Source organism: Cupriavidus sp. TMH.W2 (assembly GCF_050847365.1).
Classification (GTDB): domain Bacteria; phylum Pseudomonadota; class Gammaproteobacteria; order Burkholderiales; family Burkholderiaceae; genus Cupriavidus.
Genome location: NZ_CP193792.1, coordinates 701,674 through 715,698 on the forward strand (window position 1 = coordinate 701,674; position 14,025 = coordinate 715,698).

Below are 14,025 nucleotides of genomic sequence, written 5' to 3' on the forward strand. Positions count from 1 at the left end.
GGCGGGCGGCTCAGCGTGTGCGCGGGCGCAGGCGCCGGCGTTCATAGAGTTCAGCGGGATTGCGCGCGGCGGCCGGCACCAGGCGCCCGGCAATCACCAGCAGCAGCACGCAGGTGAGCGAGGTCACCAGCACCAGCAGGTTGGCGGTATTGTCGTCGCCGGCCTGCACCGCCTCATAGATGGCGACCGACAGCGTCTGCGTGCGCCCGGGCAGGTTGCCCGCGATCATCAGCGTGGCGCCGAATTCGCCCAGCGCGCGCGCAAAGGCCAGCAGCACGCCGGCGATGATGCCGCGCGCGGCCAGCGGCAGCGTGACGCGGAAGAAGATGCCGGCCTCGGGCACGCCCAGCACGCGGGCGGCGTTTTCCAGTTGATGGTCCACGCCTTCAAAGGCCGCGCGCGCGGACTTGAGCACCAGCGGGAAGGCGACGATGGTGGAGGCCAGCACCGCACCCTGCCAGGTGAAGACCAGTTCGATGCCCAGGCGCGCCAGCCACTCGCCGAACACGCCACGGCGTCCCACCAGCACCAGCAGGTAGTAGCCCAGCACCGTGGGCGGCAGCACCAGCGGCAGCGTCAGCACCGCGTCGGCCAAATCGCGCAGCGGCGAGCGCCAGCGCGCCAGCGCCCAGGCCGCGCCGACGCCGAGCACGGCATTCAGCGCGGTGGCCCAGCCGGCCACCTTCAGCGACAGCAGCAGCGGTACCCAGACGGCGTCCATGGTGCGGCGAGGCCTAGGTCAGGGCTTATGGAAGCCGAATCGCGACAGGATGGCCTGGCCTTCGGGCGAGGCCACGTAGTCGACGAACTGAGCCGCCTCCTTCTGCTGGCGCGTCTGGCTGGTGACGGCGATCGGGTAGGTCACCGGCGTCTGGCTGGGCACCTGCACGGCGACCTTGACCTTGTCAGGCATCACCGCGGCATCGGTGGCGAAGACGAAGCCGGCCTCGACCTCGCCGCGTGCCACGTAGTCCAGGCTCTGGCGCACGTTCTGCGCCGGCACGCCCTTGGCGGCGACAGCGCCCCACAGCCCGGCCGTTTCCAGCGCGCCGCGGGTGTAGCGGCCTACCGGCACCGAGGCCGGGTTGCCGTAGGCGATGCGCTTGACTTCCGGGCGCGTCAGGTCCTGCAGCTTGCTGATGCCCAGCGTGCTGTCGGCGGGCACGATCAGCACCACCTGGTTGGCGGCGAAGTTGCGGCGCGATGCCGGGGCAATCACCTTTTCGGCCTCGGCCTTGTTCATCGCTTCCTGGTCGGCCGAGGCAAACACGTCGGCCGGCGCGCCCTTGATGATCTGCTGCATCAGTACGTCGGAGGCGCCGAAGTTCAGCACCACGTGCGTGCCGGGATGAGCGCGCTCGAACGACCCGGCCAGCGACTTGAAGGCGTTGGTCAGGCTGGCGGCGGCGGACACCACCAGGTCGGCGGCAAAGGCGGGCGGGGCGGCCAGCGCAAGCATGGCGACGGAGGCGGCCAGCAGGAACCCGCGGCGGCGGGAACGGAGGGCAGACATTGTGATCCTCGGGAATCGGCCGGCCGGCATGTGCGATATGAGCGGCAGGGCGCAAGCAGGTGGACTGTCAGGCGCAATATACGTCTGTATATAGCGATGCGTCAATGATGCGCCATGACGGGCGTCATGGGTATTCGGATCGGCATAAGTGCGGTATCAGGAGCTGCGAATGCGCCCCGGGAGGGAGGATGGGCTGGCACCTGTCCGGCGCCAGCCTCGCCGGTCTCAGGCCGGCGGCATGCCTTCCTTGAACAACGATTTCAACTGGGTGCGCAGCTCAGGCGTGTCCTGATGCTGGTGCACCGCCACCGCGTGCTGGACCGCGGCTTCGAGCAGTTCGTCCTCGCTGTCGGCGCTCATTGCCACCGTGCAGTGGGTGTCGCTCGGGAACTCGCGGCAATCGATAAACTTGCGTGCCATGATGCCTCCTGACGCCGGCCCGCAGAGTGGGCTGGAGCCGGTGCATCCAGTATAGGCACGCGGGTAGGCCGCTTACAGCACCGGCGTCAGCACCTTGCCGCCAACCAGGAACGCGTCCAGATTCTGCAGCGTCAGCGCGGTCATGGCGGCGCGCGTTTCATGCGTGCCGCTGGCCATGTGCGGCGCCAGCACGACATGGTCCAGCGTCAGCAGCGCGGGCGGCACGTTGGGCTCGTCCTGGAACACATCCAGGCCGGCGCCGCCGAGGCGTCCTTCGACCAGCGCCGCGACCAACGCCGCCTCGTCGATCACGCTGCCGCGCGACACATTGACCAGGATGCCCTTGGGGCCAAGGGCGTCGATGATCTCGCGCGACACCAGCCCCGCCGTAGAGGGGCCGCCGACGGTGGCCACCACCAGGAAGTCGGCCCATGACGCCAGTGCCTTCAGGTCCGGCTCGAAGCGCCACGGCGCGCCTTCGCGCGGGCGGCGGTTGTTGTAGGCGATCTCCATGTCGAAGCCCTGCGCGCGGCGCGCGACGATCTCGCCGATGCGGCCGAGCCCCAGGACGCCGAGCTTCTTGCCTGACACGCGCGTGGTCAGCGGGAAGCCGCCCTGCGGCCAGCGCCCGGCGCGCACGAAGCGGTCGCCATGGGCGATGCCGCGCGCCGCATCCAGCAGCAGCCCGAAGGCCAGGTCGGCGACGCAGTCATTGAGCACGTCGGGTGTGTTGCTGACCTGGACGCCGCGCGCACGGGCCGCGTCCAGCGCGATCGCGTCATAGCCCACGCCGAAGCTGACGATGGCTTCCAGGCGCGGCAGCGCATCGATCAGCGCCGCGCTGCAGCCGTGGCGCGCCGAGGTCACCAGCACGCGCACCTGCTGGCCCGCGCTGCGTGCCCACGCGAGCGGATCGCCTTGCTGCCACAGCGCGGCAGCGCCGTACTGTTGCTGCAGGATGGCATTGGTCTGCGGCGCGAGCGGGCCGACCTGGAGGATCTGGGAAGCGGACATGGGAGGACGGAAGGCAAGGGGTGACGGGCAATGGTAGCGCAAGGACCCGCAATGCGCAGGCGCTGGGTTATGCTGCGATCCTCGCCGCTTTCGTCCACCCCACGCTCACTCCACGTGCCATGAAAACCATCTACCTGGCTGGCTTTGACGTCTTTCGCAAGGATGCGCGCGCCTGGGGCGAGCACCTCAAGGCGCTGTGCGCCGCGCATGGCTTCGCTGGCCTGTATCCGCTCGACAAGGCCGCGCCCGAGGGCCTGTCCGGCCCCGACACCGCGCGCTGGATCTACGACGCCAATATCGCGCTGCTGCGCCGCGCGGACATGGTGATGGCCAACCTGGATGACTTCCGCGGGCCGGGCGAGCCGGATTCCGGCACGGCGTTCGAGGTCGGTTTTGCAGTGGCGCTGCAGAAGCCGGTGTGGGGCTACAGCGCCGACGCGGGCACGCTGCGCGAGCGCGTCGCGGCGGCGACCGATGCGGACGGCACGCCGCTGGATGCGCGCGGCTTCGTGGTGGAAGACTTCGGCCTGGGCCAGAACCTGATGCTGGCCTGTTCGGTGAAGCTGGTGCAGGGCGGGGCCGCCGCATGCCTGGCGGCGATGGCCGAGGCGATGCACCGGCGTGCCGCTGAAGCCGCCGCGCGCCGCGAGCGCGACGCGGCGGCGTGGGGCGATGACTGACGGCGTGCGCACCGCTGGTTTGCTCCCCTCCCGCTTGCGGGACGCTTGCGGGAGAGGGGACTGGTCGGTGGTGAATCTGACGCAATCGCCTTGCGTCGACTGCTTGGGTCCTTGACTGGTGCTAGCGCCGCAGCGACTGCACCCCTGCTGCGATATCGGTCGCCGTAGTCGCCACGATCTCTCGATACGCCGCGACGACGCCATCGACCGCGCCGGGCGCCGGCAGTTCTGCCTGGGTGCGGCCGCTGACTACCTTGCCGTCCGGCAGCCGCCGCACGGTCCAGTTGATGGTGGCGCCGGCACGCTGGCCCACGTCGGCATCCAGGCGCAGCACTTCGGTGGTGATCCGGTACAGCGGCTGCACGTCCGACAGCCCCTGCTGATAGGTGTCGACCGCGCCCAGCGTGGACTGCAGGCGTTGCGACAGCGCGTCGCGCAGTTCGTCGGGCAGCGGCGCGGACCAGCGCGCCAGGTCCAGCAGGCGCAGGCCGGCGTCGCCGCCATCGCGCACTACCAGTTGCGGGCGGTTGAGCCGCTCCGGCACGCGCACCGGCGCGACTTCCAGCCATAGCGTATTGGTCGATGCCGGCGTCGTCGTGGCCGGCAGCGGCGCGGCCGCGCCCTGCGCCAGCGTGTAGTAGCGCGGCTCGGGCGAGGCGCACCCCGCCAGCACGGCCGCGGCCAGCGCGCCCGCGAGGAGGCAGGTAAGAGGAAGGCGCTTCATCATTCTTTCTCCGGCTTGCCGCGCACCAGCGCTTCAGGGTGGCGTTCCAGGTAATCGGTCAGCGCGCGCAGCGACGTGGCGGTGCGCGTCAACTCCTGCAGCATGCGGCGCGTGTCTTGCTGCAGCGGCGCGTCCGACGCCAGCGTGCCGTTGGCCGCGCTCAGGGTCTTGCGCGCGTCCTGCAGCGCGGCCAGCACCTGCGGCGCGACGTCGCCGTTGAGCTGCTGCACCAGCTGGTCGGCGGTGGCCAGGGTCTTGTTCAGGCTTGCCACCGTGGTGCGCAGGTCCTGGCCGATCTGGTCGAACGGCACCTTGTCGATGCGGTTGACGATGTCTCCCACCTGCGCCTGCAGCTGATCGAAGGTGCCCGGCGTGGTGGCGAACTCCGGAATCGGCGCGTCCAGGTCGACCTTGGCCGGCGCGGCTTTCGGGAAGAAGTCGAGCGCCACGTAGAGCTGGCCGGTGAGCAGGTTGCCGGTGCGCAGCTGCGCGCGCATGCCACGCTGCAGCAGGCCCAGGATGATCCTTCGTGCGCGCTCGCGGTCCAGCACATCGCGTTCGCGCAAGCCCATGCGCGACGGATACAGCTCCACCACCACCGGCATGCGGAATGCTTTCTTTTCCCGCTGGTACTCGATGCCGATCGAACGCACCTGGCCCACGATCACGCCGCGGAAGTCCACCGGTGCGCCCGGCGACAAGCCGCGCACCGACTGGTCGAAATTGAGCACTGCCAGCGTGGGCGCCAGCTCGTCCGGCTCCTTCATCGCCTCGGCCTGATCGCTGGCCAGCAGGAACTGGGTGTTCTCGGCCGCGGCGGCAGTGGCGGTGGTGTGGTCCGGCGCCTGGAAGGCGACACCGCCGAGCAGCACTGTCACCAGCGACTGCGTCGACAGCTTGAGTCCGCCGGCATCGAGCTTCAGGTCCACGCCGCTGGCATGCCAGAAGCGCGTGTCGGCGGTGACCAGCTTGTCATAGGGTTTGTTGACGAATACGCGCAGCGTGAGGTCGCGCCCGTTGGGATCAAGCTGGTAGGCCACCACCTGGCCCACCAGCACGCGCCGGTAGTAGACCGGCGAGCCGATATCGAGCGAGCCCAGCTCGGAGGCGCGCAGCACGAACTGCTTGCCGGAGGCGTCGGTGGTCACCGCCGGCGGCACTTCAAGCCCCTTGAAGTTGCGCGCGGATTCCTGCGACTTGCCCGCATCCACGCCGATATAGGCGCCCGACAGCAGCGTTTCCAGCCCCGACACGCCGCTGGCCGCGAAGCGCGGGCGCACCACCCAGAAGCGCGTGTCGGCCACGGCGAAGTTCTCGGCGTCCTTGGTCAGGTCGATCGATGCCACCACGTGCGAGCGGTCGCGCGCCAGGCGCACCGACTTGACCAGGCCGATGTCGACATCCTTGTAGCGCACCGCGGTCTTGCCGGGCGTGAGGCCTTCGGCGGTGCGGAAGGTGACGCTGATCTCCGGCCCGCGCGAGGCCAGCGTATGCACCAGCAGCGAGATGCCGACCACCGCGGCGACGATCGGGATCAGCCAGACCAGCGAGGGCAGCCAGCGCGCGCGGCGCCGGCGTTCGGGCCGCGGCAGGCCCGGCGGTGCCGGCGGGGATGAGCCCGCGGGCGGGGTGGCTTGGTTGTCAGTGTCGGGCATTGTCGTCTTCCAGCGAATCCCACAGCAGGCGCGGATCGAAGCTGAGCGAGGCCATCATGGTCATGACCACGACCGCGCCAAAGGCCATGGCGCCGCCGCCGGGGATGATGGTGGCCAGCGCCCCGGCCCGCACCAGCGAGGCCAGCAGCGCCACCACGAAAATATCGAGCATCGACCAGCGGCCGATCACTTCCACCAGCCCGTAGAGCCGGGTCTGCTGCCGGATCCGCCAGGTCGAGCGGAAATGCACGGACAGCAGCAGGAAGGTGAGAATCACCATCTTCAGCAATGGCACGATGATGCTGGCGATCAGCACCAGACCGGCCAGCATGTGCGAGCCGGACAGCCACAGGTAGAGCACGCCGGACAGGATGGTGTCCTGCTGCACGCCGAGGATCGACTGCGTCACCATCACCGGCAGCACATTGGCCGGAATATAGAGGATGTAGGCGGCCAGCAGGAAGGCCCAGGTGCGCGCCAGGCTGTCGGGCTTGCGATGATGCAGGGTGGCGCCGCAGCGCGGGCAGGGCTCGCCCTCCAGCGCGCGCGGGCTGACCAGGTCGCAGGCGTGGCACGACAGCAGGCCGAGCCGGGTCGCGGTCGGCACCTGCGGCAGCGGGGTATTCTCGTCGTCGTCGGTGAGCTCGGCCACCACCTCGCGCGCCAGCTGGCGCGGGCGGGCCAGGCGCCCGCCCGGTTGGCGGGGTGGCTGCGCCGGTGGTTGTGCCGGAGGTTGCTGCGGGTCCGTCATCGGCTTTCCCCGGCTGCGGCCGCGGCGTCGTCATCGGGCGTATCCAGATGGCGCCACAGGTCGCGCGGATCGAACGACAGCATCGCCGCCAGCACGATCACCAGCGCGGCAAACGACCACAGCGCGATGCCGGGCAGCACGCGCGCCATGGTGGACAGCTTTACCAGCGTGACCAGCACGCCGATCATGAAGACTTCGATCATGCCCCAGGGCCGGGTCTGGCGGATGCCGCGCACGATGCGGTCGAAGCCCGCCGGCATGCGGTGCTGCGCCATCGGCACCAGCAGGTAGGCCATCATCAGCATTTCGGACAGCGGGAACAGGATGGTGGTGGCGAATACCAGCGCCGCGACCAGCCCCATCTTGTCGGTGTACAGGGCCTGCACCGCGCCCAGCAGCGTGGTCTCGGTGCGGACCCCCTGCAGGTCCATCTCGACGATCGGATAGGCGTTGGAAACCAGGAACAGGATCAGCGCGGTGATGACCAGCGGCAGCAGCCGCTGATACTGGCGGCGGCTTTCGCGGTAGAGCTGGCCGCCGCAGCGCAGGCACAGCGCGCGCTCGCCGGGCGAGATCGGCGTGCGCTCATAAATCGCGTCACAGTATTCGCATGCCACCATCCGGTGCAGCTCCGCCGGCGAGGTGTCGGCGGTTGCGGCTGCCGGCGCGGCCGGCGTTTCTTGTCCTGCCATCAGCCGGGATGCTTGCCGGTGGCGGCCGGCGGGACATCGGGATTGTCGACTACGGCCGGGGCCGCAGGTGCAGGCGCGGAGGCCAGCGCCGCGCCTTGCTTCAGGTCGTGATGCAGTTCGCCTTGCGAGCCGATGGTCCAGTCGCGCAGCAGCGCATAGGCCACCGCCAGCAGCGTCGGCCCGATGAACACGCCCAGGAAGCCGAACGCCAGCGCGCCGCCGAGCACGCCCAGCATGATCCAGATCAGCGGCATGCCGGTGCCCTTGCTGATCAGCAGCGGCTTGACGATGTTGTCGGCCATGCCGACCACGCCCACGCCCCACACCACCAGGAAGATGGCCCAGCCGGTGGTGCCGGTGTGGTACAGCCACAATGCGGCCGGAATCCACACCAGCGGCGGGCCGACCGGGATCACCGACAGGAAGAAAGTAACGAAGCCCAGGATCGCCGCACCCGGCACGCCGGCGATCCACAGGCCGATGCCCATCAGCACCGCCTGGATGAAGGCCGTGCCCAGCACGCCGTAGACCACGCCTTTGACGGTGCTGCCGGCCAGTTCCAGCAGGTGGTCGGCGCGCTCGCCGGCAATGCGGCGCATGCCCGCGCGCAGCCAGGCGATGGCGAACTCGCCGCCGGTATAGAAGAAGAACGCCAGGATGATCGACAGCGCCAGCTGCCCCAGCCCGGCGCCGATCGACAGGCCGGCCCCCAGCAGCGCGTGGCCGACCGGGGCGATCAGCTTGCGCAGGTTGGAGACCATCTCGGAATCGGCGTTGATGACGCTGTTCCAGGAGCTTTGCAGGTAGGAGCCGACAAAGGGCAGGCTGCTCAGCCAGACCGGCAGTTGCGGCAGGCCGTGTTCCATGTAGCGGTCGACCAGCGCGGACAGGTCGTCCAGGTGCGCGGAGAAGCTGGCGCCGGCGTAGACGAACGGACCGAGCACGACCACCGTGGCCAGCAGCACGCAGATCAGGGCAGCCAGCCCGCGGCGGTTGCCGAGCCAGCGCGACAGCACGGTGTAGGGGTACCAGGAGCTGAATGCCAGGATCGCGCCCCACAGCAGCGCGGTGGTGAACGGTGCCAGCACCAGCAGCGAGCCGCCGATCAGCACGATCAGGGCAAAGACGGCTGCGATTTTTTCAATTAACTGGCCGGAACTCATGGTTGGCTCTCCCTTGGACCCGCCGGTGTGACGGGAACGGCGTAAATATAGCTTACGTCGGGGGTGGGAATGTGAAACTGGGGCGCGGGGTGGGGCAGACGTCACTGTGGGTCCCGCATCGCTGCGCTGTGCGCTCGATATCGTGGTGACCAAGTTCAGGCCGATCAGGACCAGGCGCCGAACAGTGTTGCCGCGGTGACGACAAGCTGTGCCAGCCCCGCGCCGATCCCAAGTCCCTCACCGTCGCCGCTTCGAGCACGATAGTGGCATGCTGGCAATCGCGGCAAGGCAAACAACGAGAAGGAATCGCTCACATCAGCAATGCCATGCTGATCATCGCAACGTTCAATGCTACGATGACGGCCACTACCACAATCGCCAGTATCGCCACACCCCGTGGATTGGCGTAGGCACCCATCACATCGCGGCGGCTGGTGAAGCGGATCAGCGGCACCACGGCAAAAGGCAGCTGCAGGCTCAGCACCACCTGGCTGAGAAGGAGCAGTTGGGCAATGCCACGCTCGCCGTAAAAGAGCATCACGCACAGCGCAGGCACAATCGCCAAGCCCCGCGTCAGCAGTCGGCGTGCCCAGGGTGCAAGGCGCAGCCTCACGAACCCTTCCATTACGATCTGGCCGGCCAATGTTGCCGTCAGTGCAGAACTCTGGCCGGATGCCAGCAGTGCCAGACCAAACAACACGCTGGCAACGGCCGATCCGGTGATCGGGCCGAGCAGTTGATAGGCCTGCTGCAGGTCAACGACATCGCGATGGCCACTGCCATGGAAAGTCGCGGCAGCGGTGACGAGAATGGCCGCATTGATCACGAACGCCAGGCTGAGCGCTACCACGACATCTATTGTGGAGCAGGTCAGCGCGGCTCGCAGGCCGCCAGCGCAAATGCGCCGGGTCTGGACCGTCGACGAGTGGAGATAGAGGTTGTGCGGCATGACGGTAGCGCCGACGATTCCGATGGCGATATAGAGCCGCCCGGGATCGCCCAGCTTGCGCAAGTCCGGGTTGAAGCCGACCAGCACGTCACGCCATTGCGGCTGGGCCAGCACTAGGTTGATGACAAAGCAAGCCAACACCACGCCGAGCAGGCTGATCACGACCGCTTCGAGGCGTCTGAAGCCCCAACGTTGCATCCACAGGATGAGCAGCACATCCAGCACCGTCAGTGCCACGCCCCAGGCCAGCGGCACGCCGAACAACAGCTTGAGGGCGATGGCGGTGCCGATCACCTCGGCCAGGTCGGCTGCGCAGATCGCAAGTTCGCACAACAGCCATTGCGCCACGACGGATCGAGGCCCGCCATAACGTCGGCTGGCTTGCGCCAGGTCCATGCCTGCGACCATGCCCAGCCGCGCGGCCAGCACCTGCAACAGCATCGCCATCAGGCTCGACATCAGCACGACCCACAGCAGCGCATAGCCGTATGCCGAGCCGCCGGCGAGATCCGTGGCCCAGTTACCCGGGTCCATATAGCCCACCGCGACAAGGTAGCCAGGTCCGAGAAAGGCTGGCAAACGCTGCCACCACCGGCCGGCACTCTGCGTGGGCACGGTGTGCCGACAACCATCCAGGCCGATCAAGTCGCGCCCCGCGTTCACCGTCGCCGATCCGACGGCGAGATCGGCCACGGCCGTCAGTTCAGGCGGAGGCACGATTCCCCCCCTGCCCCGGGGCCCTCAGGCGCGGTCATTCGATCATCCCCAAGAGCCGGGCCAACAGCACCAGCGCGCCCGATCCGGCGATGCACAGGCCAATACCCATGCGAATCGGCTGCACCAGCCAGTTGTGACTGAAGTAGACGTTCATGATTTGCCTCCTTTCTCACTCTGGCGCTCCGCAGTTGCCACTCTGCACGAGTTAACGCCGGCCAATCCCATCTCCGGTCGGCGTTGCAGCCAATGCGCTCCTGGTCCTTTTTGATCAGGCGAACGCACTGCTCATGCGTAACGTCCCGTTAACGCCTTGCGGGAAGAATCCGCCCTGCGTCACTGCCCCCTGGTTCAGGAAGACGATGTTGAGCACATCGTCGAAGCTCCGGCTGAACGCGATCCCGTTCGCATCCAGTGGCACGATGTTGGCCACGTCGGGCGTCGCGCCGACAATGCCCTGGTCATCGTCTTTCGAGTTATCCAGGCTGTCACGCGCATCGGAGATCGCGCCGGCCGCGGTGCGCAAGCTGGGCATCGCCATGCCCTTTGCGTAGAGCACGGTACGCACCAGGCCGGCGTGGTAGGCCTCCGCGGCCAGGATACCGGCAGCGGCTTCCAGGAAGGTCTTGTTGGTAAGCAGTGGCGCGGCGCCCTTGTACGCCGTGACCCCGACGTCCTCGAAGATAAAGGCACCCAGCAGGAAGTTCTCATCACTGGCATAGGGGTCGAATGCAACCCCGGGTCCCACCAGCCCGGCAGCACGTGCCGCACTGGAAAACGCCCCGTTGGGATCGGTGCCGCCGACATCGAGCGCAGGCTGCGCCACCGCGGAGTTGCCGAGCGCTGTGCGCAGGAAGGTGACATGGTTCAACTCGTCCATGGCAATTTCCCTGGCGTACTGTGCTACCAGCGGATCCTTGAACGGCACCTGGTGGCCACCCGTGACGGAGCCCTGTGTGCCCTGGCCGCCGAGCATGCCATTGGGCAGTGACGTGCCGAATACCGCGAAGTGATAGAACTGGGCTTCCAGATACTCAAGGTTGAGCGCGAAGTTGAGGATATCGCCATCACCCGGCGCCGATGCTTGTGCCTTGGCGCTGTCTCCCGATCCGCCGCAAGCACCCAGCAAGGTGCCGCCGAGCAAGCCTGCGCCCAGTCCTCCAGCCTGGAAGAAGAAATTTCGTCGCCTTGCCAGCTTTTCCGCACGCTGAGCCATTAGCTCAATGGCCAATGTAGTCTTTGACATGGTTTCTCTCCTTGAACCAGCGCGACAAATGTCAGACGCGCGACGGTTCGAACGCAGATCAGACATAAGGCAGCTATAGGCCAAGCTGCCCTCCATTGAGTGAGGCGCCCGTCCCAGCCGACCTCCTCGGGCTGGATGGCGGGCGCACCCACACAAGTCGTTTACGCGCTCACATCGGGTTCGGATGCCGGCACGAGCTGATTTAAAGTTCTGTCTCGTTCCCAAATGCGGATCTAGACTGAGAGGCTGCACCCGCAAGTTAAAAAGGAGAATTGGTCATCTGAGGGGCAGACAGCCAGGCCACCGGCGTGCCAGTCACACTGCATGCTGCTACCTATCGCAGCCAGGGACGCCTCGCACCGGCCAGCGGCAGCGGTCGGGAGGTCATCGCTCGGGAAACCTCGCGCGGGTACGAGGCATTTCTACAAAGGAATGGTAAATATTGCCTTTAGACTCAAGGCATCCCTTAGCCCCGGAGCAAGAAAGCTACGACTCGCTTCCTGCGAGTGAGCGCGTCTCGCGTTGACGTCCCTGATGAAATCGAGGGACACCATATATGCGTTTGGGAAGCGAGCGCGAATTTCGGATCCACTTTCAAACGACATCCCGGGTCATCAAAGCCAGCGACCAACGCCAGAGTCCGTTTGGCATGAAACCTGCGGCTGGCCCGGCTAGGCGCCCGCCGACACAGATGGAATCGTCTCAACGCCGACAAGGCTTGCAGAGTGAGCGGCAGTTCCTTCGTCGCTGGCTTTGATTGGCCGGATTCCACCCGCATTGCGTTCCTTTCGACTTGAGGAGAACACCATGACGAAGCTTTTTGCAACACTGCTTTCAGCCGCCTTCCTGCTAGCCGGCCATGCCTTTGCGCAGGACACCATGAAAAAGGGTGACATGGGTCCGAATATGGGTCCGAATGCCGTGGGTGAAAAGGGCGGCCTGGAGAAGGACGACATGCGGAAGGACAGCATGGGAAAGGGCCAAATGAACAAGAGTCACACAAACAAGCACTACGACAAGAAAGGCTCCATGAGCAAGGGGACGGAGGGGGGCACCATGAGTAAGGACAATATGGGTAAGGACGACGCGGACAAGACCAACAAGGGCAAGGGCGTTGCGACTTACTAGTGCCAGAGCTGGAAGTTCGTTGCAGACCTATGTAACGAACTTGCAACTCATGACACTAGGTCTCCGGCAGGCAACCGGCGTTACGCGGTGCGGTAACAGTCAGCGAAACCCCGTCTGGCAACGAGCGCGCCGCGATAAGCGTTGACGTCCACAGGTCGACGACCTTGCACACGGCAAGAAGTCCGACCCCACAACGCCAACCCCGCCACTTGGCAAAACACTCAATCCCCCACCGCCATCACCCCGCTCTTAAGCAGCGCAGCAACAAGATCAGACTGCGTCACCATCCCCACCACGCGCCGCTGGTCGTCGATCACCGGCGCATGGTGCAGCCCGCCGTCGGAGAATGCCTGAGCCAGTTCCACCATCGGCTGCTCGGGACGGGCGGTGACGACGGCGCGCGTCATCAGGTTGCGCACGGTCCCTGCCAGGCGGCGCGCGCCGGTATCGCGCTGCGCCGCGAAAAAGTCGCTCTGGGTGATGATGCCCACCAGCTTGCGGGTGGCGTCCACCACCGGCAGGGCCTTGATGCGGTGCCGCGACAGCAGGTGCCCGGCTTCATGCGCGGGCTGGTCCGGCGTGACCGTGATCACGTCGCGCGACATGATCTCGCCGCACAGCACATTGCCGAAGTGGCGCCGGTAGGCGCGCAACTGCGCTGCCACCAGGATCTGCTCGAGGTCGTCTTCTTCAATATCGAGGAATTCGCCGCGCACCTTCAGGGCTTCGTCGAGGTCGGCGCGGGTGACGCCCAGGCGCTGGGATGGCGGCACGTCTTTCGTGCCATGCTGCGCTGCGGCCTCGGGCGGGCGGTGCGGGTAGCGCCGCCGCGACAGGTTGTTGAAGGCGAGCGCCATCAGCAGCAGCAGCATCGAATTGAACAGCACCGGCACGGCAACGAAGCCGAACCCCAGCGCGCTCACCGCCGGCCCGCCGAATACGGCGGTGATGGCCACGGCGCCGCTGGGCGGGTGCACGCAGTGGAACTGGAACATCAGGGCGATGGCGATGGCCACGGCGACGGCTGCCGCCAGGCCGGGGTCGGGGATCCAGCGCGCGCACGCCACGCCGATGACCGAGGCGATCAGGTTGCCGCCAATGATCGACCACGGCTGTGCCAGCGGCGAGGATGGCACCGCGAACAGCAGCACTGCGGAAGCGCCCATCGGCGCGACAAACCAGGGATTGAAGCCGCCCAGGGTCTGGTGGCTGATCCACTCAGTGCAGAGCAGGCCCAGCAGGGCGCCCAGGCAACTCTTGAAGCGCTCCTTGCGGCTGGCGGGAACGGGCAGCGGAATGAATGTGCGCAGCCATGCACGGGCATTCTGCGCCAGGGCGGAGACGGCGGGGGCGGTTGGCATTCTTGTGACGGGGGG

General features: G+C 67.0%; 14 protein-coding genes. 2 read left to right on the forward strand and 12 right to left on the reverse strand.

Features of this window, described 5'->3' with window-relative positions; all coding sequences use genetic code 11:
* Positions 1 to 10: 10 nt before the first annotated feature.
* The 4 genes from modB to ACREYQ_RS03315 all read right to left on the reverse strand — a co-directional run bounded on the left by modB (position 11) and on the right by ACREYQ_RS03315 (position 2,947).
* Positions 11 to 721, reverse strand: coding sequence for a molybdate ABC transporter permease subunit (gene modB / locus ACREYQ_RS03300; protein ID WP_432259373.1), 711 nt, complete (start codon positions 719 to 721; stop codon positions 11 to 13).
* 18 nt (positions 722 to 739) lie between these two features.
* Entirely contained in the window at positions 740 to 1,513 is a 774-nt protein-coding gene (gene modA, locus ACREYQ_RS03305) for a molybdate ABC transporter substrate-binding protein (protein ID WP_432259374.1), read from the reverse strand.
* Between the two features lie 225 nt (positions 1,514 to 1,738).
* The gene (locus ACREYQ_RS03310; protein ID WP_013955718.1) at positions 1,739 to 1,933 is read right to left on the reverse strand and encodes a DUF1059 domain-containing protein; all 195 of its coding nucleotides are present in this window, start codon (positions 1,931 to 1,933) and stop codon (positions 1,739 to 1,741) included.
* 72 nt (positions 1,934 to 2,005) lie between these two features.
* The gene (locus tag ACREYQ_RS03315) at positions 2,006 to 2,947 is read right to left on the reverse strand and encodes a 2-hydroxyacid dehydrogenase (protein ID WP_432259375.1); all 942 of its coding nucleotides are present in this window, start codon (positions 2,945 to 2,947) and stop codon (positions 2,006 to 2,008) included.
* Positions 2,948 to 3,066: 119 nt separating this feature from the next.
* Here ACREYQ_RS03315 and ACREYQ_RS03320 point away from each other — a divergent pair, with 119 nt between their 5' ends.
* On the forward strand, positions 3,067 to 3,627 hold the full coding sequence (locus ACREYQ_RS03320; RefSeq protein ID WP_432259376.1) for a nucleoside 2-deoxyribosyltransferase: 561 nt from the start codon (positions 3,067 to 3,069) through the stop codon (positions 3,625 to 3,627).
* Between the two features lie 121 nt (positions 3,628 to 3,748).
* Here the strand turns inward: ACREYQ_RS03320 and ACREYQ_RS03325 are convergent, their stop codons facing one another.
* The 7 genes from ACREYQ_RS03325 to ACREYQ_RS03355 form a co-directional block, all read right to left on the reverse strand.
* Positions 3,749 to 4,354: a PqiC family protein gene (locus ACREYQ_RS03325; protein WP_432259377.1), complete on the reverse strand. Its 606-nt coding sequence runs from the start codon at positions 4,352 to 4,354 to the stop codon at positions 3,749 to 3,751.
* On the reverse strand, positions 4,351 to 6,006 hold the full coding sequence (locus tag ACREYQ_RS03330; protein WP_432259378.1) for an intermembrane transport protein PqiB: 1,656 nt from the start codon (positions 6,004 to 6,006) through the stop codon (positions 4,351 to 4,353). Before ACREYQ_RS03330 ends, ACREYQ_RS03325 begins: the two co-directional genes overlap by 4 nt.
* Entirely contained in the window at positions 5,993 to 6,757 is a 765-nt protein-coding gene (locus tag ACREYQ_RS03335) for a paraquat-inducible protein A (protein WP_432259379.1), read from the reverse strand. The genes ACREYQ_RS03330 and ACREYQ_RS03335 overlap by 14 nt, the downstream gene beginning before the upstream one ends.
* Positions 6,754 to 7,449, reverse strand: a complete 696-nt coding sequence (locus ACREYQ_RS03340) for a paraquat-inducible protein A (RefSeq protein ID WP_432259380.1) — start codon at positions 7,447 to 7,449, stop codon at positions 6,754 to 6,756. The genes ACREYQ_RS03335 and ACREYQ_RS03340 overlap by 4 nt, the downstream gene beginning before the upstream one ends.
* A complete protein-coding gene (locus ACREYQ_RS03345) occupies positions 7,449 to 8,612 on the reverse strand; it encodes an AI-2E family transporter (RefSeq protein ID WP_432259381.1) in 1,164 nt (387 codons plus the stop codon). The genes ACREYQ_RS03340 and ACREYQ_RS03345 overlap by 1 nt, the downstream gene beginning before the upstream one ends.
* A gap of 310 nt (positions 8,613 to 8,922) precedes the next feature.
* On the reverse strand, positions 8,923 to 10,254 hold the full coding sequence (locus ACREYQ_RS03350) for an Nramp family divalent metal transporter (RefSeq protein WP_432259382.1): 1,332 nt from the start codon (positions 10,252 to 10,254) through the stop codon (positions 8,923 to 8,925).
* A 292-nt stretch (positions 10,255 to 10,546) separates the two neighbouring features.
* Positions 10,547 to 11,521, reverse strand: coding sequence for a ferritin-like domain-containing protein (locus ACREYQ_RS03355; RefSeq protein WP_432259383.1), 975 nt, complete (start codon positions 11,519 to 11,521; stop codon positions 10,547 to 10,549).
* Positions 11,522 to 12,328: 807 nt separating this feature from the next.
* Here ACREYQ_RS03355 and ACREYQ_RS03360 point away from each other — a divergent pair.
* Positions 12,329 to 12,649, forward strand: coding sequence for a pentapeptide MXKDX repeat protein (locus ACREYQ_RS03360; protein WP_432259384.1), 321 nt, complete (start codon positions 12,329 to 12,331; stop codon positions 12,647 to 12,649).
* A 221-nt stretch (positions 12,650 to 12,870) separates the two neighbouring features.
* Here the strand turns inward: ACREYQ_RS03360 and ACREYQ_RS03365 are convergent, their stop codons facing one another.
* On the reverse strand, positions 12,871 to 14,010 hold the full coding sequence (locus tag ACREYQ_RS03365) for an HPP family protein (RefSeq protein ID WP_432259385.1): 1,140 nt from the start codon (positions 14,008 to 14,010) through the stop codon (positions 12,871 to 12,873).
* Positions 14,011 to 14,025 lie beyond the last annotated feature (15 nt).

Bases quoted from the DNA above. Each gene is read 5' to 3' on its own strand.
- modB (WP_432259373.1), bottom strand. From the start codon at position 721: ATGGACGCCGTCTGGGTACCGCTGCTGCTGTCGCTGAAGGTGGCCGGC.
- modA (WP_432259374.1), bottom strand. From the start codon at position 1,513: ATGTCTGCCCTCCGTTCCCGCCGCCGCGGGTTCCTGCTGGCCGCCTCC.
- ACREYQ_RS03310 (WP_013955718.1), bottom strand. From the start codon at position 1,933: ATGGCACGCAAGTTTATCGATTGCCGCGAGTTCCCGAGCGACACCCAC.
- ACREYQ_RS03315 (WP_432259375.1), bottom strand. From the start codon at position 2,947: ATGTCCGCTTCCCAGATCCTCCAGGTCGGCCCGCTCGCGCCGCAGACC.
- ACREYQ_RS03320 (WP_432259376.1), top strand. From the start codon at position 3,067: ATGAAAACCATCTACCTGGCTGGCTTTGACGTCTTTCGCAAGGATGCG.
- ACREYQ_RS03325 (WP_432259377.1), bottom strand. From the start codon at position 4,354: ATGATGAAGCGCCTTCCTCTTACCTGCCTCCTCGCGGGCGCGCTGGCC.
- ACREYQ_RS03330 (WP_432259378.1), bottom strand. From the start codon at position 6,006: ATGCCCGACACTGACAACCAAGCCACCCCGCCCGCGGGCTCATCCCCG.
- ACREYQ_RS03335 (WP_432259379.1), bottom strand. From the start codon at position 6,757: ATGACGGACCCGCAGCAACCTCCGGCACAACCACCGGCGCAGCCACCC.
- ACREYQ_RS03340 (WP_432259380.1), bottom strand. From the start codon at position 7,449: ATGGCAGGACAAGAAACGCCGGCCGCGCCGGCAGCCGCAACCGCCGAC.
- ACREYQ_RS03345 (WP_432259381.1), bottom strand. From the start codon at position 8,612: ATGAGTTCCGGCCAGTTAATTGAAAAAATCGCAGCCGTCTTTGCCCTG.
- ACREYQ_RS03355 (WP_432259383.1), bottom strand. From the start codon at position 11,521: ATGTCAAAGACTACATTGGCCATTGAGCTAATGGCTCAGCGTGCGGAA.
- ACREYQ_RS03360 (WP_432259384.1), top strand. From the start codon at position 12,329: ATGACGAAGCTTTTTGCAACACTGCTTTCAGCCGCCTTCCTGCTAGCC.
- ACREYQ_RS03365 (WP_432259385.1), bottom strand. From the start codon at position 14,010: ATGCCAACCGCCCCCGCCGTCTCCGCCCTGGCGCAGAATGCCCGTGCA.